Source organism: Telmatospirillum siberiense (genome assembly GCF_002845745.1).
Lineage (GTDB): Bacteria > Pseudomonadota > Alphaproteobacteria > Rhodospirillales > Magnetospirillaceae > Telmatospirillum > Telmatospirillum siberiense.
This window is the reverse complement of the sequence record NZ_PIUM01000004.1, coordinates 159,662-179,425: the sequence shown is the minus strand read 5'-3', so window position 1 is coordinate 179,425 and position 19,764 is coordinate 159,662. Positions and strand designations below refer to the sequence as shown.

Below are 19,764 nucleotides of genomic sequence, written 5' to 3'. Positions count from 1 at the left end.
CAGCCCGTCAAACACGCGGTTTTTCGTCCGAGTTGACGCCGAGAGACTTCAGCTTGCGATGGAGCGCCGAGCGTTCCATGCCGACGAAGGTGGCCGTCCGCGAGATATTGCCGCCAAAACGGGTCACCTGTGCCAGCAGATATTCCCGCTCGAACACCTCGCGCGCCTCGCGAAGCGGCAAAGTCATGATCTCACTGGATTTTTCCCAACGCAGGACGGCCGGGGTGATGGCGCCGATCTCGGGCGGCAGCATATCGGCGCGCATCGGCTCGCGGGAATCGCCGGGCGCCATGATCAGCAGCCAGTCCATCACATTGCGCAATTGCCGCGCGTTTCCGGGCCAGTCATAAGCCTGAAGGGCCGCCATCGCGTCCTCGGCGATCGTTCGCACGGGCAAACCGGCAACCTGCGCCGCGCGCTGGAGGAAATGGTTGGCCAGAAGGGGAATATCCTCCCGGCGTTCGCGCAGGGCCGGCAGGCGCAGCGGCACCACATTCAGACGGTAATAGAGATCCTCGCGGAAACGGCCGGCGGCGATCTCGGCGGGAAGGTCACGGTTGGTCGTCGCCATCACCCGGACGTCGACCTCGACCCGCTTGCCGCCACCGACCCGCTCGAAGGTCTGCTCCTGTAAGACGCGGACGATTTTGCCCTGGGTTTCCAGGGGCATGTCGGCCACTTCGTCCAGCACCATGGTCCCGCCATGGGCCTGTTCGAAGGTGCCGATCTTGCGTTCGCCCTCGGGCATCGATTCGATGCCGAACAGTTCCGCCTCCATCCGTTCCGGATGCATGGCGGCGCAATTGACCACGACGAAGGGGCCGGATGCCCGCTTCGACAGGCGATGCAGCAGACGGGAGACCACTTCCTTGCCGACCCCGGCCGGCCCGGTGACCAGAACGCGCGACCCGGTGGGCGCCACCCGCTCGATGGCCTGGCGCAGGTGACCGATCGCCGGGGAATGCCCCAGCAATTCCTCGTCGCCGCCGGCGCGCTGCTTCAGTTCCTCGATTTCCCGACGAAGCCGGGCCGACTCGATCGCCCGCTCGACGGCAAGCAGCAAACGGTCCGACTGGAAGGGCTTCTCGATGAATTCGTACGCACCCTGCTTGATGGCGGCGACCGCCGTCTCGATGGTGCCGTGACCGCTCATCATCACCACGGGAACGGTCGGATGATGACGCTTGATCTCGGCCAGGATGGAAAGGCCGTCGAGGCGGCTGCCTTGCAGCCAGATGTCGAGCAGCACCAGGCTGGGACGACGCGCGCGGATGGCTTCCAGTGCGGCGTCGCTGTCGGCGGCCTCGCGGGTCTGATATCCCTCGTCGCCCAGCAAGCCGGCAACCAGGGATCGAATATCGGATTCGTCGTCGACGACGAGAATGTCATGCGCCATGGGAAGTCACCGTGTTCGTCGCGCCGATGCGTGGTTGGTCGTCCTCGATGCGGAAGACCAAACTGACACGGGCGCCTCCCCCGTCCATATCTTCCAGCACCAGCTCACCCCCATGGTCTTCCATGATTTTCTTGACGATGGCAAGACCCAATCCCGTTCCTTTGACACGTGTCGTGACATATGGTTCCGCCAGGCGATCGCGTTGTTCAACCGGTAGTCCGCGACCATTGTCCCCCACCGAGACGACGACGCAACCCAAACGTTGCTCGACGCCGACGACGACGCGGCCTTTGGGGAGATTCTCCCCTTCCCGCCCCAGGATAGCCTCCACCGCGTTTTTCAAAAGATTGGTCAAGGCCTGGCTGACCTGACGGGTATCACAAGGAATCCTGACCGCCGCACCGGAAAAGGCGCATTCGAAAGAAACCTGGGGATAGCCCGTTTTGGCCAGAAAAACAGCCTGATTGATCGTCTCGACCAGATCGTCCTGCTTCATCACCGGGGCCGGCATACGGGCAAAGGCCGAGAATTCGTCGACCATCCGACCGATATCGCCAACTTGCCGAATGATGGTGTCGGTACAGTTCAGGAACGTCTCGGGATCGGTTTGAATCTGTTTCAGATATTTACGCTTCAGCCGCTCGGCGGAAAGCTGGATCGGCGTCAGCGGATTTTTGATCTCATGGGCGATTCGCCGGGCGACATCGGCCCAGGCGGCCTTGCGCTGGGCTGACAGCAATTCCGTCATGTCGTCGATGGTGACCACGAAGCCCGTCACCTCCCACTCGTCCTGTTCGGCGACGATCCGCACCAAAAGTGTCCGGGAACGGCCATTTCGGACGACTTTCAACTCATCTTGGACCGATCGTTCGGGACGTCTTCTGATCATTCCGAACAGCGCCGCCAGCTCCGGCACGAGGTCCTCGAGGCGATGTCCGATCATCAGCTCTGGTTCCATCGACAAATATTCGGCCGCGTAACGGTTTGGCAGTTCCACATGGCCTATCCGGTCAAGCCCGATGACACCGGCGGACACGCCCGCCAGAACCGCCTCCGAGAACCGCCGTCTTTCGTCCAACTCGCGGTTGGCGCTCATTAAATCATGCCGTTGCGTCTCAAGCTGGCCGATCATCCGGTTGAAGGCCCGGCTCAGGGACCCCAGTTCGTCCACGGCCCCCTCGTCGGCGACGCGGGAGGTCAGATCGCCGGTGCGTACCCGTTCGGCGGCGTCGATCAGACGGATGATCGGAGTGGCCATCTGGGTCGCCAGGGTCAGGCCGATCCACATGGCGGCCAACAGCAGAAGCAGCGCCACCATCACGAAAATCGCCGAAAAAGTCACTTCGAGACCCGACCGGGTCAATTCAAGCTGTTTATATTCGGCCACCGCCCGATTGGTGCGGTCCATATGGTCGATGACCTTGGGATCGACGGCGCGGCCGACATAGAGATAGGAATCGATCAGGCTGCCATCCAGCTTGACCAGGGCCCGCACCCTCTGGTCCCCCGAATTGGTCAAGACCGCCACTTCTCCCGAGCGGGCCCGTTCCAGCGCCCACTGGGGAATGCCGTCGATGGACAATTCCATCGAAAAGGCGAGGCCGGCGCGCGCCAGGACCTGCTTGGTCGAATCGAAGACGATCGCTTCGGACAGACCCCGCACGGCGGCCTGGGCGCCCACCATCTGGGTCAACCGATAAGGATTGCGCAACAGGGCCGGACCTTCGCGATTGATGTCGTTGGCCATGGCCAGGGCGTCGCCGCCGATAACCTGCTGATGTTCCTCAAGATAGGCCTTGGCCACCGCCAGCGATTCGTCGACGGCGGTACTGACCCGCTTATTGAACCATTGCTCGACGCCGAAATTGATCACCAGGGTGGAAAAAGCCGCCACCATGATCGCCGGCGTAATGGCCACCACCGAAAAAAGGACGACCAGCCGCACATGCAGTCTGGCGCCCGCCGTTCCCGCCCGCCGTTGCGCCCACACCCTGAGCAGCCGCCGGGCGACCAGGGCGGCCAGCAGCAGCATGAACACCAGATCGAGGGTGAGCATGGAGAAGACGGTCTGCGGATTGGGTCCCCGCAAGGGACCGCCGCTGCTCAACACCGCGTAGGTGGCGATGCCCGAGGTGATCACCGCCAGGGTGAGGGTCATGGCCAGCTTGCGGCCCAGCCCCTTGCGTTGCCCCCAAAGGCTCAGCCGTTCGATCAGTCCCTGCCCGTCCGCTTTGATCATGATCGCTTCGCCGCCCGGAAGGAGGCTATTTCAAACCCCGCACCACCTGGATATCCAGGTCCTTGATCTTCTTGCGCAAGGTATTGCGATTGAGTCCCAGAACCTGGGCGGCCTTGATCTGGTTGCCGCGCGTGGCCTCCAGCGCAAGGGTGATCAGCGGCCGTTCGACCTCGCGCAGCACGCGGTCATAGACGCCGGCGGCCGGCAATCCGTCGGCGTGAGCGGCGAAATAGTCGCGCAGATGCCTCTCCACGGTGGCCGACAAACCCTCGCTTTCCGCGGCGGCCTGCGGTTCGCCCGAGGTCACCGCCCCCGACAGCTCGGCCTCGACCACCTCGATGCCGATCACTTCCTGCGAATAGAGCGCGGCCAGACGGCGCACGAGATTTTCCAGTTCGCGGACATTGCCGGGCCAGCGGTGGCGTTTCAGCCGTTCCATGGCCAGGGAATCGATGGTCTTGGTCGGCAATCCCTCCGCCGCCGCCATATTCAGGAAATGACGGACCAATTCGGCGACGTCCTCCGTCCGCTCCCGCAACGGGGGAAGCCGAATCGGCACGACATTCAGGCGGTAGAACAAATCTTCGCGGAACAGTCCCTGGCGAATCAGCAAGGTGAGATCGCGATGGGTGGCGGCGATGATGCGCACATTGGCCTTGATCGGAGTCCGCCCGCCGACGGTGGTGTACTCTCCCTCCTGGAGGACGCGGAGCAGACGGGTTTGCGCCTCGGGCGGCATATCGCCGATCTCGTCGAGGAACAGGGTCCCGCCCTCCGCCTGCTCGAAGCGCCCGGCCGCCCTTTGCGTGGCGCCGGTAAAGGCGCCCTTCTCATGGCCGAACAACTCGCTTTCGATCAATTCGCGGGGAATGGCCGCCATATTGATGGCCACGAAGGGACCGTTGCGCCGCTTGCCATAGTCATGAAGCGCGCGGGCCACCAATTCCTTGCCGGTGCCCGACTCGCCGGTGATCATCACCGACAGATCCGTTCCCATCAGGCGCGCCAGCGTGCGGTAGATCTCCTGCATGGCCGGTGAACGGCCGATCAGGGGAAGCTCCTCCTCGCCTTCCGCCGCGTCGATCTCGGATGAGGCCGGCTTCGCCGCGGCAAGGGCGCGCTGGACCACGCTGACCAGTTCGCGAATGTCGAAAGGCTTGGGCAAATATTCGAAGGCGCCCCGCTGCGCCGCCTTGACGGCGGTCAGCAGGGTATTCTGCGCACTCATCACGACAATCCGGAGATCGGGACGGATTTTCTTGATCCGCGGCAGAAGATCCAACCCGTTTTCGTCGGGCATCACCACGTCGGTGATCACCAGATCGCCGTCACCGTCGGAAACCCAGCGCCACAGGGTGGATGCATTGCCGGTGGTCCGCACTTCGTACCCGGCCCGGCCCAGGGCCTGGCTCAATACGGTCCGGATGCCGCGGTCGTCGTCGGCGACGAGAATGGTCGAGGGAACCATCAGGCTTCCTCCCCGTTCTGGACCATCGGCAGCATGATGCGGAAAACCGTGCGGCGAGGCTGGCTGTCGACCTCGATAAGGCCGCCGTGGTCGCCGATGATCTTGGCGACCAAGGCCAGGCCGAGACCGGTTCCGGTGGATTTGGTGGTGACGAAGGGATCGAACAAGTGAGGCCTCAGATCATCGGGAATGCCATCGCCATTGTCCTGGACACTGACGACCAAGGGCAGATGCATGCGGCTGTCGCTGCCCGGCACCGCCAGACGAACGCCATGCTGGAACGAAGTGGTAAGAACGATCTCGCCGCCGTCGGCCGGCGCCGCCTCGGCGGCGTTCTTCACCAGATTGAGAAAGACCTGGATCAAATGGTCGCGATTGCCGAGCACCGCCGGCAGCGACGGATCGTAATTCTCGACGAAACGCAAATGACGGGCGAATCCGGCCTGGGCAATTCTGCGCACATGTTCGAGAACACGGTGGATGTTGACGGCGCCGCGCTCGATCGGACGCTTGTCCGAGAACACCTCCATCCGATTGACCAGACCGACGATCCTGTCCGCCTCGTCACAAATCAGGCGCGTCAAGGTGCGGTCCTCGGGCGGGCAGCTTTGCTCGAGCAACTGGGCCGCGCCGCGAATTCCGGAAAGCGGGTTCTTCACCTCGTGGGCCAGGATGGCGGCCATGGCGGTCACGGAACGGGCCGAGTTGCGATGGCTGAGCTGATGGCCGATCTTGAGGGCGATCGACTGTTCGTACATCGAGACGACGACCCAGCGGTTCATCTCGACCAATGGCGAGATCTGGATATTCATCGTCCGGTTGCCGGTGCGCGGACTGTCCAGCACCATGCCATATTCCGAAACGTTGACCGCTTCCGCGCGCACCTGCTCGATCAGGCCGAACAACGGGCAGTCCGGCGGCAACAGTTCGGACAGCTGCAAGCCGCACAAGTGGCTGGCCGAGGATTCGAACAATTGTTCAGCCGCGGCGTTGATCTGCTGAATGACCCCGTCTTCGTCCAAGACGAGAACCGACGCGGTGAGCGCGTTCAGGACCGTCGAGGCATCGATCTGGGCATTGGCGTGGCGGCCACGAAGGAAGACCAGTTTCCGCGTCATGCTGCCAGCCGTTGCAGCAGCGGATCGTAATATTCAATTATCATCCGCCGCACCACGCCCGCCTCCAGTGATTGATTGACCGCCGCGCGGAATTCGGCCGAACCCGCCAGACCCTTGGTGTACCAGGCCACATGCTTGCGGCCGAGCCGGCATCCGGTTTCCTGACCATAATGTTCGATCATCGAATCGAAATGTTCGAGTAGCAGAGCCAACTGCTCAAAGAGAGGCGGCGCCTCGCGGCGTTCCCCGGTCATCAGGAAATGCGCGACCTGCCCCGGAAACCAGGGGCGCCCATAGCTTCCCCGCCCGACCATAACGCCGTCGGCGCCCGAGGCCTCCAGCAACGCCTGCGCGTCGTCCAGGGTGGTGACGTCTCCGTTGCCGACCACGGGAATGCCGACCGCATCCTTCACCTGGCGGATGAATTGCCAATCGGCGGAACCGGTATAGAGCTGATTGCGGGTCCGGCCATGGACGGTCACCATCTGGATTCCCGCCTCTTCGGCGATTTTCGCCAGCCGCGGCGCATTGCGGTTCCGCTCGTCCCAGCCGGTCCGCATCTTCAAGGTCACCGGTACCTTCACCGCCTTGACCACCGCTTCGCAAATCCGCCCGGCCAGCGCCTCGTCCTTCATCAGGGCCGAGCCGGCGTCGCCATTGACCACCTTCTTCACCGGACATCCCATGTTGATGTCGATGATGGCCGCGCCCCGGTCTTCGTTCAGGCGAGCGGCCTCGGCCATCACCTCGGGCTCGCAGCCGGCGAGCTGAACGGCCATCGGAAACTCCTCGGCGCAGCCCGTCGACATCTTCATGGTCTGACGGTTGGCGCGAATCATCGCCTGGCTGGCGATCATCTCCGAGACCACCAGACCCGCGCCGCAACGCTTGACCAGACGACGAAACGGCATATCGCTGACCCCGGACATCGGGGCGAGCACAACCGGATTGTCGAGAGAAATGGGACCTATCTTAAGGGGCATTGGTAAAACTGTTCATGAAAGGAGCGTGCATAATAAATATGCATTGCCAGCACCGCAATGCAAAAAATTTACGCATCTTTGCGCAAAAAACGATACTTGCCTAGGATAGAAGCACTTGATGGACAAACTTCATCCCGAAATAGCCCAACACCACGAAGGTATAGGCCATCAAGACGACCCGCGCCGCCATCTGTCCGCGCACACCGCAGACCCTTCGCCCGATCAGCAGCAGGCCGATGATGACGAAGGCGATCATGCCGAACAGGCTCTTGTGATCGAAGGTGAAAACACTGCCGGTGCCGGCCTTTTTCATGGCCAGCCCCGAGACCACGCCGATGGCCAGAATCAATTCCGAGACGATCAGCAGGCGTTCGAACAGCCGCTCGCTTTCGGTAACCGCCGGCAGGAACCGCGATAGCCTTGTCGGGCGCTTGAGCTTCAGCGCCCGGGCCTGCAGGAAGGAGGCCAACGCTGCGGTGGCGGCGACGGTCAGGCAGGCCAACGTCACCATGGACACCAGGATATGCAGGTCGAGCCAGGCCTCCGGCATGGCTTCCGTCAGCGGTTCGGCCGGCACGAAGGCGAACAACACCGCCAGCAGGCCCAGCAGGATCATATAAGGGACCAGCAACGGCGTCAGACGCCAGGCTTGGCGGTTGATCGCGGCGATCAGACCGAAAACCACCATGCTGCCGGCGATGCCGACCCACAGGTCGACGGACAGGCTGGTTTGCCAGCCGTCGCTCAATTGCCCCAGGGCCCAGCCCAGGGGGACGACGATGGCCAAAACGAGGCTCGCCCAATAAGGCAGATCACGACCGGCGTTCCGCCGCAACGGCAGCAGGGCGACCGGTATCAAGGCGAACAATGCCGCCAAATTCCAGGCAATGATGTTCCACATGGCCAGGACTATAGCGTCGCTTGGCAGCGGCGCAAAGGGGGGGTTTACAATAACTCCCCGCGGCGAATAGTCTCCGCTCGCACTTCGATGGTGAAGGATATGGGAGTTGTGGCGATGACGCGTTGCGTGGCTTTGGTGGTGGCGGCCGGACGGGGAAGCCGTTTCGGGGGCGAGATTCCGAAGCAATGGCGCGATCTCGGCGGACGGCCGGTACTCCGCCACAGCCTGGCCGCCTTCGCGGCCCATCCGTCGGTCGACGCGGTGCGCGCCGTCATCCATCCCGATGATCGCGGCTTCTACGACACGGCCGCCGCCGGGCTCCACCTCGGGGAACCGATCGCCGGCGGCCCGACCAGACAGGATTCGGTGCGTCTCGGGCTCGAGGCGATCGCCGAGCTGAAACCCGATCTGGTGTTGATCCATGACGGCGCCCGCCCCTTCGTCGACGGTGGGGTCATCGGTCGCGTTCTGGCCGGATTGAAGGATCATTCCGGCGCCATTCCGGCCCTGCCCGTCCACGATACCCTGAAGCGCGCCGGCGCCACCGGCCTGATCGAGGAAACCGTGCCGCGCGCCGGCCTCTGGCGGGCCCAGACTCCCCAGGGATTTCACTTTCCCGCCCTGCTGGCGGCGCATCAGGCCGCCATCGGCCATGAATGGACCGATGACGCCGCCGTCGCCGAGCAGGCCGGCATGCGGGTCGTCCTGGTCAAGGGCAGCGAAGACAATCTGAAGATCACCACGACCGAGGATCTGCGCCGCGCCGGCGCCCGTCTGGCCGAACCGGGCGACATCCGGGTGGCGAGCGGCTACGACGTCCACCGCTTCACCGATGGCGACCATGTCACCTTGTGCAACCTGGCCATACCGCACGATGCCGGCCTGGAAGGTCATTCCGATGCCGACGTCGCCCTGCACGCCCTGACCGACGCCCTGCTCGGCTGCATCTCGGCGGGCGACATCGGACGGCATTTTCCGCCGACCGACCCCCGCTGGAAAGGTGCGGATTCGGCGATCTTCCTGGCCTATGCGGGAACCCTGATCAACGGGCTGGGCGGTGAGATCGTGCATCTCGACGTCACCGTCATCTGCGAGCGCCCGAAGGTCGGCCCCCATCGCGCCGCCATGGCGGCAAGAACCGCCGAGATCCTGGGAATCGACGAACATCGGGTGAGCATCAAGGCGACCACCACGGAAGGGCTGGGATTCACCGGCCGCCGCGAAGGCATCGCCGCCCAAGCCACGGCAACGGTGCGCCTGCCACGCTAGGCTTGCGTGACGCTGAAAAAACTCCGTTTTTTCAAATGCTCAAACGCCACTCAGGTAATTGGGGCAAAAGCCCTTCTCCCCTCGTGGGAGAAGGGTTGGGATGAGGGGGCATTACGCCGACAGGCGGAAGAAAATTCTCAGGCGTCGTGCGACTTCCCCCCTCACCCTCCCGCTAACGCGGGCCCCTCCCTCTCCCACAAGGGGCGAGGGATAAGACGATGAAGCCCGCCCTTTTGTCCCTCTTACCCGCTCAGACTAACGAGTGCGATTCAATCTAAACGCAACGCGATCTAGCAGCCCGTCTCGGCGCGAATCCAGCCCAGGAAATCGGGATTTCCGGCGACGATGGGTAAGGCCGCGACGCAAGGACAAGAATAGGGGTGCAACTCCTTGACCCGCCTGGTCACGGACGGCATCAACGTCATCGTGGTCTTGCCGATCAGCAAGGCTTCCGCAGCCTCCTCGATCCTGCCTTCCCACCAGTAAAGCGAGGACGCTCCATCGATGACATTGGCGCAGGCGATCAAACGGTCCTCAAGCAAGGCCCGCGCGATGGCCAGGGCGGTACCCCGGTCCGGCGCCGTCAAATAGAGCAATACTTCGCCGTTATCGGTTTCCGTCATGATCGCCTCCGGTCGATACCCCACAGCAACGAATGGGATCTTTTATAACTACTTACGCAAGCATCCGGTGACCCGTAAAGCCCCGCAGAGCGCCACGGCTCCCTCCTCCGCCCCATCCGGCATGACCAAGGGTCTGGCCCGACAGGAAAACAACATGTGGAGTTGTTTTTTCAGGATATCCGGATTCAAGAGATCATCGGCCCTGATGGGCAGACATTTTCCACGTTCCGTCAGCCAATCGACAAGGTGCGGATTTTCCGGCCAATCCGGCCGTGGCACGAAAAGGACCGGAACGCCGTTTACCGCCGCCTCGGAAAAAGTGCCGTAACCGGGCTTGGTCACCACCACGTCGCTACTGCCGAGAGCATCGGTAAAGTCCAGTTCCGCGCGGTTGAGGACCACCATGTCGGGGTGCCCTTCGGGATTTTCGGCAATCAGCCAGCGCCAGCCCTCCAGCCTGGGCCAATTCCTCAACGCCAGCCCGGACTCCACGCCGCCGAAGGCGATCAATCCGAGGCGCATCCCAGCCTCCACGCCGAGATGGCGGCGGATTGCCGTCCTATCGCCACCGGCAATGGCGGCGATAGGACCGATGGGGCGGCCATTGGACAAGCGGGGCATCGGCATGGCCGGGGCGGGCTGCAAAAATGTCGCGGCCGAGCGATAGCCGGCCAGCATGTCCGCCTGGACGGCGGCGGCCTCCGGGCGATGGGAGAAATAATGGCCGTAAATGTCGGCCCAGTTGAGGCAGGACAGCGCCATGGCGGGAATGCCCGCCTTTTGCGCCGCCAGCAGCGGAACATAGCCGATGTTCGACAGCACGAAATCGACACCCAGATCGCGCATGCGATCGGCCTGCTGCCCGACCGCCGCTTCCAGGCGATCATGCAATCGCCGATAGGCTTCCGCGGTTTCATTCAGATCGATGCGGGTGGCGGAGAGCATCATCAATCCGAAATCGTCGTCGCCGGGAATCCGTTCGAAGGGAACCTTGAACCGCTCCGACAGGAAATCTTTCGGATGATTACTTTGCAAGGTCAGCCGAAATGCGGGTAGCTTGTCGGCCAACGCATTCACGACGGGGGCGGTCATCGCCGCATGGCCGAAACCGTGCGCCGTCAAAGCCACCAGAAGATGGGGAACCCGATCGGACAATGCCCAAATGCTCCTCTCGCCCGGTGCGGGCCGGAGAAAAATATCCGCCGCGACGGACACTTTCACCGCCCCACGTTACCGAAGCCTTAATCCTTCCGCTGAATACTTACCCGCTTCCGACGGATAGAACGAGATGATCATGCGACGGTGGCTGCACGCCCGTATCGTCACAACCGGAACGGCCGTCGTTCTTTGTGCCCAACTCGGCGCCTGCGCGTTGTTGCACGACGAGCCCTCCGAGCCGGCCGCGCCGCCGCCGCCGCCCAAGCCGACCGCGGAAGCGCCGACGGTTAAACCCGCCCCCTCTCCGGCCAAACCGGAAAAGCGCACGGCTTCCCCAACGACGCGGCAGGCAAAAGCGCCACCGGCATCGCCGGAGGAACTGATCGGCCTCGATGAAACAGGAGTGCGCAAATTTCTGGGATCACCGGCCGAAACGCGGACCGATGGAGCTGCGAGAATTTTGTCCTATCGGTCCGTCGGATGCACTCTGGAAGTGATTTTTTTCCTCGACTTGAAGGCCGGAGATCTTCGGGTCCTCAATTATCAGTGGGATGGCAACCGGACGCAGGCCGCCAAGGGATGCTACTCCGAACTGCGGGTGGCGCAATGACCTCCAGCCTCACTCTCGTCGACGACGACGACATGCTGCGCGCGGTGCTGGCCGGCAATCTGGCCGGGGCCGGCTACGAGGTCCACCCGTTCGGCGACCCCGTCGAAGCCCTGTCTTTTCTCGAAAGCGGCCGGACCAAGGCCGATCTGCTGATTCTCGATTGGAGAATGCCGGTGATGACCGGCCTCGACCTGCTGAAACGCTTGCGCGCCAAGGGCATCGACACGCCGGCGCTCTTCTTCACCTCGCATAACGATATTCTTTTCGAGGAAGCCGCCCTGGCCTATGGCGCTGTCGATTTCATCGACAAGACCCGCAGCTTTGCGATTTTACAAAAACGGATCGAATTGATCCTGGGCCGCGCCGGACAAAACAGCGAAGGAACCGCGCCGTTACGCAGCGGTTCCCTGACGCTCGACGCCAATAAGCATGACGTGCAATGGCGCGGACGGACGATCGAATTGACCTTTGGAGAGTTCCGTGTGGTTTCGCTGTTGGCGCAAGCCGGGCGGGACGTGACCTACCGGGAGATCTACGACACCTTGCGCGGCGAGAATTTCATCGCCGGCGACGGAACCGAGGGCTATCGCGCCAACGTCCGGGCGCTGATCAAACGGTTGCGCGAAAAATTCATCACGATCGATCCGTCCTTCAGCGCCATCGTCAACTATCCCGGGTTCGGCTATCGCTGGGTGGAGGCGGCGTGATCAGAATCCTGCGCCTCATCAGCCGGTCGCTGGCCGGAAAGTTTCTCGCCCTGGCGACGATGTTCCTGGTGGTTCCGGCCATCCTTTACGTCAAGTTCGCCGATACCGACGCCGAACGTCAGGCCTTCCTGCTGCACAGCCTGCAGGTGGAAGGCCGGCTCGCCGCCGAAGTCCTGGAGCCCGTGCTGAACCGGGCCGGAGGAAGGGCCCTGCTGGACGCCGCGAAAACGGTCCAGGACCTGGCCATCGACCAGGTGCATGTCAAGCTCCTGCTGCGGCCCGCCGGACGGGGCGACGCCTTTTTCCTGGTCGCCGCCAGTCCGGCGATCGAAACGGCGGACCTCGACCGGGAGCGTCAGCGGCTCGATCAGACCGGCGTGCTGTCGCGTCTCGACGCAAGTTGCGCCGGGACCGGCCCCCTGGCCGTGCAATATGCCGGAACGTCCGGAAAAGACGAACTGCTGACGTCGATGTCGCCCCTGCACACCTCGGCCGGCTGTTGGGTGATTTTGACGTCCTACGGCCTGGACGATCTCGCCGGATCATCGCTCTCCCGCCCCTTCTCCGAGGCGCCGGAGGTCCGTTTGGCGATGCTGCTTTACGCTCTGATCGCCGTATTGACGGCGATGGCGGTGGTCGGCACATTGATCGATCTGCGCTCTTTCGCGAAACTGGCCAAACGCATCCGCCAGGGCGGCCAAGCCGACAACGAAACATTCGCCCAGGTCGCAGCCATCCCCGAACTGATCCCCGTCGCCGGTGAATTCGACCGCATGGTGGCCACGCTCGACGCCTCGGCACGGGCCATGCGCGAGGCGGCCGAGGATAACGCCCATGCCTTCAAAGGGCCGATCGCCGCGATGACCCAGTCCATCGAACCCCTGCGGCAGACCGCCGGAGACGATCCGCGCGCCAGGCAAGCCCTGGAAGTACTCGAACATGCCCTGGACCGGCTGACCAGCCTGGTCCAGGGGGCCCGGCGCCTCGACGAAGCCGCGGCCGCCCTGATCAACGCCCGCCTGCAAAGTGTCGATATGGCCCGTCTGTCCGATGACATGGCCAAGGCCTTCCAGCGGATACACGCCGCCGAAGGAGTCACCATTCAAGCGAAAGGCGCAAAATCGGCTTATGTGGTTGCCACCGAGGAAAGCCTGGAGACGGTTCTGGAGAACCTTCTGGACAACGCCATCGGATTTTCGCCGCCGGGCGGCACCGTGACATTGACCGTCGACGCCCTTCCCTCCAAGGTCCGCCTTACCGTGGAAGACGAGGGACCGGGCGTGCCTCCCGATCAGCTCGATTCGATTTTCCGCCGCAACTTCTCCTACCGGCCGAACGACCGACGTCCAAAAAGTCAGGCGCATTTCGGTATCGGCCTGGCCGTCGTACGCCGAACGGTCGAAGTGTTGGGAGGCCGGGTCCACGCCGAAAACATCGCCGGAGCCGGCCTCAGGATCGAGATCGTGTTGCCGGCCGCATAGCCGCAGTGCCCACGTTCGGACGGATTTGTCCCGGCGAATATCACAGATATCTCACAGCTTGGTTGCAAGCATTATCACACGACGGATCCCATTGTATGGAGGTGGCAGACGATCGCCTCGCCAACTAGGAGTCCGTCGTGAACGTGAAGAAACCTGTCGTCGTTTGTTTCATCTGCTTGAGCCTTCTCTCGGTTTCAGGCTGTTCGCATATGTCGACGGAAGCCCAAAGAGCTTTATCGGGTGGCGCGATCGGCGCGGCCGGCGGCGCAGCCGTAACGGCGCTGGCCGGAGGTCCCATTCTCGGAGGAATGCTGATCGGCGCCGCGGGCGGCGCTGCCATCGGCGCCTTGACGACGCCCAACCAAGTCAGCCTCGACAAGAGACATTAACCTTTGACCAGGAGGGTACCGCCGATGACTGATCGAAATATGTTCGTCGACGAAGCGCAACGCCAAATCGATGCTTTCCGGGCTTCGACGGTCCGCCTGACCCTGATGTCGGTTTCGGCACCGGCGTTGCCGGCACCGGTCCTCGAATCCGCCGTCCGTACCGCCGCATCGCCTTATGACGAGGTCGGCCCCCTGGGCGACGGCAGCCTGGGTCTTTTATCGCTACGCTCCGTCGGCCCCGAGGGCGCGGCCGGCGTGCAGCACCGCTTTCTGTTACGGATGCAGACCATTCTCGCTCCGGTGGCCAGACGCCGCGACATCGGAACCGTTCGCTTCCGTGCGGTTCATCGCTGGGCATGCGAGTTGGGCGACGCCAACGATCTGTTCAACAGCCTGTTCGACGCCCCGCCCATCGTGCTGACGATCCCGACGGCGGCGCATGCCTCGCTGAAGTTGGGACAGCGCCCTCTGCGTCCGCACGCTCCGCCCCCTTATCCCTGGCAGCCGTCGTTGATCCGCATGTCGGAACGCAATTCACGGCCCTGACCCGGAAATGAAAAAAGACCGGCCTTGCAGCCGGTCTTTTTTTTATGCGCGAATGTCCATGGACCCTAAGCCGGACTATTCCCGCCGCAGAATGAACTTGATGATGACGCCCGCCAGCCAATTCTCATGAAATTGGACCTGGATCTTCGCGCGGTCGTAAACCGTGGCGATCCACCGGCGAAAGGCCTCGGGACTTTCATCTCCGTCGGCGAGGAACTGTTCCAAAACAAAATCGAGCACGCCGGTCTTGGCCTGTTTCACATGGCCATACATCAGCGACAGATGCTTCCGCATCGCCTCGCGCAGTGGCACCCCGCCCTTCAGGAACAGATAAAGCGTCGACATCAAACCGGCGCGATCCGCTCCGGATTTACAGTGCATCAGGACCGGATATTCGATTCGATCAAAGATATCGATGGCCGCGAGCAGGGTCTCCCGGTCCATCGGACTGCGAGACCGGATGGGAAAATCAACCAGGATCAGGCCCAGGCGCTCGCATTCCTCGCGCTCGAGAATGTAGGCTCCGCAGGTGTCCCGCCGTCCGCGCAGATTGAGGATGGTGCGGATACCCTGTCGCTTGGCCCACCGCAAATGGCGCGGGGCCGGCTGGGCTGACCGCCAGACACCTTCGGTAACCGGATGAATGTTGCAATAAATGTCGCGAATGAAGCCATGGTCGACCAACCACATATCGAGAAAGGCACGCAACCGTCGACTTTTAGTCAATCCGGGGCTCGTCTGGGCGAGCGTCGGCAAATCCATAATGCTTCGAAACTCCGCGGCGGCAAGGAAGCAAAGGCGTAACACAAAGCGGCGGCGCAATCATCAGGGCAATTCGTCTTCAAGCAAACTCTGGCCCCATTCGTCCCGGATGGTGTATCACAGCAGCCATTTCCAAGGACAAGGGCTCCAATGACCGACGATCAGAAGACCGAAGCGAAAATCCCACTGACTGACAACCGGTCGTTCGGATTGATGCGCCGCCTGTTCCATGAGTCGGTCCTGCCCTATCGTTACCATATGCTGGCGGCGCTCGTCTGCATGGGCGTCGTCGCCGGCATGACCACCGCCTCGGCCTGGCTGCTGGATCCCGTGGTCAACAAGGTCTTCGTCGAGCGCAACGGTTCGATGCTTTGGTTGATCGGCAGCGGGGTTCTCGCCGTCTTCGCGCTGAAGAGCCTGGCCAGCTATTGCCAGGAGGTCCTGCTGGCAACCGTCGGCCAGCGCATCATCTCCGACATGCAGAACCGCCTGTTCCACCACATCGTCCATCAGGATGTCGCGCTCTTCCAGATACGAACCTCGGGTAGTCTGGTATCGCATTTCACCTATGATATCAACGCCATGCGCTCGGCCGTCTCCTCGGCCTTCGTCGGCATTGGCCGTGACGCTCTCTCGGTGGTCTTCCTGGTGGGCCTCACCTTTTACCAGGATTGGCTGTTGGCCACCGTCAGCCTGGTGGCCGCTCCGCTCTCGATCTATCCGCTGCAGCGTCTGGGCAAACGGATGCGCAAGGTTGCCACGCAAACCCAGGAGAAGATGGGTGGGTTGACCACCTCCTTATCGCAGACGTTCCAGGGCATCCGCGTCATCAAGGCCTATGGCCTGGAGGAGTTCGAGCAAAGCCGGGTCGATCGCCTGGTAACCTCGCTTTGCAACCTGGCCATCCATGCCACCCGGGTCGAGGCGGCGGCACAGCCCATCATCGATGTTTTCGGCGGCATCGCCATCACGGCGGTCATCGTCTATGGCGGCGCCCGGGTTATCGAGGGGGCGACGACGCCCGGCGCCTTCTTCTCCTTCATCGCCTCGGTGCTGATGGCCTACCAGCCGCTGAGATCGCTGTCCAAGGTCAATGTTTCGTTGCAGACCGGCCTTGCGGCGGCGCATCGCATATTCGCCCTGCTCGATCAAAAGCCCCTTCTTACCGAACGCGGCGATGCCCAGGACCTGCCCAGACAGTCGGGCGCGGTTCGCTTCGAGGCTGTGCGCTTTTCCTATGACGGCATCGACAATGCCCTGAACGGGGTCAGCTTCGAAGCGCCCGCGGGCGGCATTACGGCCCTGGTCGGACCTTCGGGCGCGGGGAAAAGCACCGTCTTCAGCCTGATTCCCCGTTTCTACGATCCCAACCAGGGCCGTGTCGTCATCAATGGACAGGATATCCGGGACGTCACCTTCTCCAGCCTGCGAGGGGCGATCGCCGTCGTCAGCCAGGAAGTCGTGCTGTTCGACGACAGTATCATCAACAACATCCGCTGCGGCCGACTGGAGGCCAGCGACGAAGAGGTCTTCGCCGCCGCCGGAGCCGCCGCCGCCGCCGATTTCATCGATCATCTGCCCGAGGGCTATCAAACACGGGTGGGCGAACATGGCCTGCGCCTGTCCGGCGGACAGCGCCAACGCATCGCCATCGCCAGGGCCATTCTCAAGAATGCCCCCATTCTGTTGCTCGACGAGGCGACCAGCGCGCTGGACACCGAATCCGAACGGGCAATCCAGACGGCGCTCGGCAGCTTGATGAAGGGGCGAACCACCATCGTCATCGCTCATCGCCTGTCCACCATCAAGGACGCCGACGTCATTCATGTTTTCGATCATGGACGGGTCATCGAAACGGGCGATCACGACCAGCTACTGGCCAAGGAAGGACTTTACGCCCATCTGCACGCCCTGCAATTCTCCTCGGCGTCGCAGCAGGACGGGGAGACGGTTCCCACCCTTTGATTTATGCATACTCTGGTGTGATAGCAATCACGGAGAGAACGTTCATAATTCACTATGTTCGTAGCGTTCCGATTGCCATCCCGCGAAGAGGACCGTCATGGACGCGCCGTTCCATCCCCATCCCACCGGGAGCTCCGCCCGACAGCCCTATTCGCTGGGGCTGAGCGCCCTTGTCGCCGGCATGGCGGTTTTTTCAATCGATACGGATCTCGATTTATTGGGATACACGCTCATCGGCGTGGCCATTCTGCTGCTGCTGCACGCCGGCCTCAACGTCGCGGCCACGATCGACTGCCGTTCGCCGAAAAACTCCGGCCTGCCCGGCTATCTCGATCGCCCCCCACCCCACATCCGGTCTTGTCCGGATCGCGAGTCCGCCTCCAAGGCGTAACGCCTGTCCTCCACCAGAATGTGCTGTGCGCACCACTCGTCGAGATATTCGACGATTTCCACCGACAATACAGTTACATCCTCATCGGCGCCCCGGCGCAAAAATGATTGCATTTTCACAATGAAATCATCGTGCGCCACCTTATGTGCCGGCATCCGGCTATAGCGCATCTTCGCCATATAGGATTCTTCGTGGAAGAAATGCTTTATGGCGAAACAGATCAGTCGGCCAAGACAGTTCTCCAACGTATCCTGACTTTTCATTTTTTTGATCGCGTGTAAAGAATTCATTTCCTCAATCAAAAAACGATGTTCCTCATCCAGAACGAGGACACCGACACTCATGTCCGAAGACCATTTAGCAATGGTGCCTGCAACCATTTTTGCTACTTTCAAGAGGAAAATGTATACTGATTATTTCAAATGTAAACCTTGTCATAACTCAATAATCACATCATAGAACTCATATTTATTTGATAACTGCCATCTCGTCCACTTCATCAAACTTCCGCCATAAAAAAATTCTCTCTGTTTAGAAGCACCCGTCCGTCGATTGGACAGGCCGATCTCCCGAAAAACCGGGAAAACGGAGGGAGACGTGGTGAGAAAAAGCCCCGGCTATCTATGCATCTCACGCCAACCCAGGGGGCATCAGAGACGGCACCACCGTTTCCGCCGCCACCCGAGATGGTGGTTGGGATTGGCGATCTGCCTTGCCATCCTTGCCTGGCTGGCTGTGGTGGTCTGGGGCTGGAGCGCCATCATCCAGAAGCCGCATCGGGTTCCGGCGGCGAGCGAAACGACGGCGCCCTGCCGGACGAGGCGGGACAGGTTTTTCCGCCCGGCAGGCGAACCGGCGGACCGCTCAAAGCATCCGTGAAGACGGCAGGCAGAAAAGCCAACGCCGCCCTCGGGAGAGGACGGCGTTGCTGGCCTATAACGACTTTTGGAAATTTGGTCGGAGCGACAGGATTCGAACCTGCGACCTCCAGTCCCCCAGACTGATGCGCTACCGGGCTGCGCTACGCTCCGACCTGTTCTCCCCGTCACCGGGAAGAGGCGCGCACTATAGCCACACGATTTGCCGAACGCAACCGCCGAAAACGCGGAAAATCGCCATATCGTCCTATAAATCGCGGAATTTTTGTCTGAGACGAAATTCGTCGGAGGTTACCTGGGCCTCGATCGCGGCGAGACGTTGGTCCAAGTGCCGGAAATGGTCCTTCAAAGCGTCGATCCGATCACCGGACGCAGCCGTATTCCAAGCCGGCGAGCCCCCGGTTCCGGGAAAATCAACGCTCTCGCTTTCCGCCACCGTCGGCAACAGCATGGTCAGCAGGACATAGCCGGCCACGAGAGGAATGAACAGGCCAAAAACGCAGCCCAGGACCAGGGCCACGCGGATGAATTTCGGGCTGACCTCGAAATAGGTCCCAAGGCCGGCGCAAACGCCGGCGATCTTGCCATGCGCCGGATCTCGGCGCAGTTCCGAGGGCCGCTCCGGCCAGTGAAACGAGAAGTTCATCAAGACTTTCCTTTGGTCTGAGCGGCTTCCAGAAGCCGCTCAAGAGCTTCGATGCGCGCCTGCATGCGACCGGCAAGAACGGTGAGCTCGTCGAGTTTGGCCGACAAGTCGCCACGCCCCATGCGGCCCGCCGCATTGCGCGCCCGGTAGTGCAACGACAGCCAGATCGGCCCGATGACGACGATCGCCACGATCAGCACGCCCGTCATATGTCCGCTCCACCCCATCATCGGC

The 19,764-nt window shown here is 62.1% G+C and carries 21 protein-coding genes and 1 tRNA gene; 9 read left to right on the top strand and 13 right to left on the bottom strand.

Annotated elements, in window-relative coordinates; all coding sequences use genetic code 11:
* Nucleotides 1-7: 7 nt before the first annotated feature.
* The 6 genes from ntrX to CWS72_RS05860 all read right to left on the bottom strand — a co-directional run bounded on the left by ntrX (nt 8) and on the right by CWS72_RS05860 (nt 8,105).
* The gene (gene ntrX, locus CWS72_RS05885) at nt 8-1,396 is read right to left on the bottom strand and encodes a nitrogen assimilation response regulator NtrX (RefSeq protein WP_101249645.1); all 1,389 of its coding nucleotides are present in this window, start codon (nt 1,394-1,396) and stop codon (nt 8-10) included.
* Nucleotides 1,386-3,635 (bottom strand): sensor histidine kinase NtrY-like, encoded by a 2,250-nt coding sequence (locus CWS72_RS05880; protein ID WP_101249644.1) that lies wholly within the window; start codon nt 3,633-3,635, stop codon nt 1,386-1,388. The genes ntrX and CWS72_RS05880 overlap by 11 nt, the downstream gene beginning before the upstream one ends.
* A 25-nt stretch (nt 3,636-3,660) precedes the next feature.
* Entirely contained in the window at nt 3,661-5,103 is a 1,443-nt protein-coding gene (ntrC, locus tag CWS72_RS05875) for a nitrogen regulation protein NR(I) (RefSeq protein ID WP_101249643.1), read from the bottom strand.
* The gene (locus CWS72_RS05870; RefSeq protein ID WP_101249642.1) at nt 5,103-6,221 is read right to left on the bottom strand and encodes a two-component system sensor histidine kinase NtrB; all 1,119 of its coding nucleotides are present in this window, start codon (nt 6,219-6,221) and stop codon (nt 5,103-5,105) included. The genes ntrC and CWS72_RS05870 overlap by 1 nt, the downstream gene beginning before the upstream one ends.
* Nucleotides 6,218-7,204, bottom strand: coding sequence for a tRNA dihydrouridine synthase DusB (dusB, locus tag CWS72_RS05865; RefSeq protein WP_101249641.1), 987 nt, complete (start codon nt 7,202-7,204; stop codon nt 6,218-6,220). Before dusB ends, CWS72_RS05870 begins: the two co-directional genes overlap by 4 nt.
* Nucleotides 7,205-7,304: 100 nt before the next feature.
* Nucleotides 7,305-8,105 (bottom strand): cytochrome C assembly family protein, encoded by an 801-nt coding sequence (locus tag CWS72_RS05860; RefSeq protein WP_101249640.1) that lies wholly within the window; start codon nt 8,103-8,105, stop codon nt 7,305-7,307.
* Nucleotides 8,106-8,219: 114 nt separating this feature from the next.
* On the opposite strand from CWS72_RS05860, the gene CWS72_RS05855 reads away from it, so the two are divergent.
* Nucleotides 8,220-9,374, top strand: coding sequence for a bifunctional 2-C-methyl-D-erythritol 4-phosphate cytidylyltransferase/2-C-methyl-D-erythritol 2,4-cyclodiphosphate synthase (locus tag CWS72_RS05855; protein ID WP_101249741.1), 1,155 nt, complete (start codon nt 8,220-8,222; stop codon nt 9,372-9,374).
* A gap of 290 nt (nt 9,375-9,664) precedes the next feature.
* Here CWS72_RS05855 and cutA read toward each other — a convergent pair whose 3' ends face one another.
* Both cutA and CWS72_RS05845 read right to left on the bottom strand, forming a co-directional pair.
* Nucleotides 9,665-9,997, bottom strand: a complete 333-nt coding sequence (cutA, locus tag CWS72_RS05850; RefSeq protein WP_101249639.1) for a divalent-cation tolerance protein CutA — start codon at nt 9,995-9,997, stop codon at nt 9,665-9,667.
* Between the two features lie 48 nt (nt 9,998-10,045).
* Nucleotides 10,046-11,152, bottom strand: coding sequence for a glycosyltransferase (locus CWS72_RS05845; protein ID WP_146002639.1), 1,107 nt, complete (start codon nt 11,150-11,152; stop codon nt 10,046-10,048).
* Between the two features lie 133 nt (nt 11,153-11,285).
* Between CWS72_RS05845 and CWS72_RS05840 the strand changes: the two genes are divergently transcribed.
* From CWS72_RS05840 to CWS72_RS05820, 5 genes are all read left to right on the top strand, one after another.
* The gene (locus tag CWS72_RS05840) at nt 11,286-11,765 is read left to right on the top strand and encodes a hypothetical protein (RefSeq protein WP_101249637.1); all 480 of its coding nucleotides are present in this window, start codon (nt 11,286-11,288) and stop codon (nt 11,763-11,765) included.
* The gene (locus CWS72_RS05835) at nt 11,762-12,472 is read left to right on the top strand and encodes a response regulator transcription factor (protein WP_101249636.1); all 711 of its coding nucleotides are present in this window, start codon (nt 11,762-11,764) and stop codon (nt 12,470-12,472) included. Before CWS72_RS05840 ends, CWS72_RS05835 begins: the two co-directional genes overlap by 4 nt.
* A complete protein-coding gene (locus CWS72_RS05830; RefSeq protein ID WP_101249635.1) occupies nt 12,469-13,953 on the top strand; it encodes a sensor histidine kinase in 1,485 nt (494 codons plus the stop codon). The genes CWS72_RS05835 and CWS72_RS05830 overlap by 4 nt, the downstream gene beginning before the upstream one ends.
* Before the next feature lie 137 nt (nt 13,954-14,090).
* Nucleotides 14,091-14,342 carry a hypothetical protein gene (locus CWS72_RS05825; protein ID WP_101249634.1) on the top strand — a complete coding sequence of 84 codons (252 nt, stop codon included), beginning with the start codon at nt 14,091-14,093 and terminating at the stop codon, nt 14,340-14,342.
* A 24-nt stretch (nt 14,343-14,366) separates the two neighbouring features.
* Nucleotides 14,367-14,888 (top strand): hypothetical protein, encoded by a 522-nt coding sequence (locus tag CWS72_RS05820; RefSeq protein ID WP_146002638.1) that lies wholly within the window; start codon nt 14,367-14,369, stop codon nt 14,886-14,888.
* 75 nt (nt 14,889-14,963) lie between these two features.
* Here the strand turns inward: CWS72_RS05820 and CWS72_RS05815 are convergent, their stop codons facing one another.
* On the bottom strand, nt 14,964-15,650 hold the full coding sequence (locus CWS72_RS05815) for a fused DSP-PTPase phosphatase/NAD kinase-like protein (RefSeq protein ID WP_241911601.1): 687 nt from the start codon (nt 15,648-15,650) through the stop codon (nt 14,964-14,966).
* A gap of 150 nt (nt 15,651-15,800) precedes the next feature.
* On the opposite strand from CWS72_RS05815, the gene CWS72_RS05810 reads away from it, so the two are divergent.
* Nucleotides 15,801-17,615, top strand: coding sequence for an ABC transporter ATP-binding protein (locus CWS72_RS05810; RefSeq protein WP_101249631.1), 1,815 nt, complete (start codon nt 15,801-15,803; stop codon nt 17,613-17,615).
* A 97-nt stretch (nt 17,616-17,712) separates the two neighbouring features.
* Complete coding sequence (locus tag CWS72_RS05805) at nt 17,713-18,006, top strand: hypothetical protein (RefSeq protein ID WP_101249630.1); 294 nt, start codon at nt 17,713-17,715, stop codon at nt 18,004-18,006.
* Here the strand turns inward: CWS72_RS05805 and CWS72_RS05800 are convergent.
* Nucleotides 17,940-18,386: a bacteriohemerythrin gene (locus CWS72_RS05800; protein ID WP_101249629.1), complete on the bottom strand. Its 447-nt coding sequence runs from the start codon at nt 18,384-18,386 to the stop codon at nt 17,940-17,942. The two genes, CWS72_RS05805 and CWS72_RS05800, sit on opposite strands and share 67 nt — an antisense overlap.
* A 319-nt stretch (nt 18,387-18,705) precedes the next feature.
* Here CWS72_RS05800 and CWS72_RS05795 point away from each other — a divergent pair, with 319 nt between their 5' ends.
* Nucleotides 18,706-18,885 carry a hypothetical protein gene (locus CWS72_RS05795; RefSeq protein WP_146002637.1) on the top strand — a complete coding sequence of 60 codons (180 nt, stop codon included), beginning with the start codon at nt 18,706-18,708 and terminating at the stop codon, nt 18,883-18,885.
* Between the two features lie 75 nt (nt 18,886-18,960).
* Here the strand turns inward: CWS72_RS05795 and CWS72_RS05790 are convergent.
* From CWS72_RS05790 to pspB, 3 genes are all read right to left on the bottom strand, one after another.
* A tRNA-Pro gene (locus CWS72_RS05790) sits at nt 18,961-19,037 on the bottom strand.
* 94 nt (nt 19,038-19,131) lie between these two features.
* The gene (locus CWS72_RS05785) at nt 19,132-19,530 is read right to left on the bottom strand and encodes a PspC domain-containing protein (RefSeq protein ID WP_101249627.1); all 399 of its coding nucleotides are present in this window, start codon (nt 19,528-19,530) and stop codon (nt 19,132-19,134) included.
* Nucleotides 19,530-19,760: an envelope stress response membrane protein PspB gene (gene pspB / locus CWS72_RS05780; RefSeq protein WP_101249626.1), complete on the bottom strand. Its 231-nt coding sequence runs from the start codon at nt 19,758-19,760 to the stop codon at nt 19,530-19,532. The genes CWS72_RS05785 and pspB overlap by 1 nt, the downstream gene beginning before the upstream one ends.
* Between the last annotated feature and the right edge of the window lie 4 nt (nt 19,761-19,764).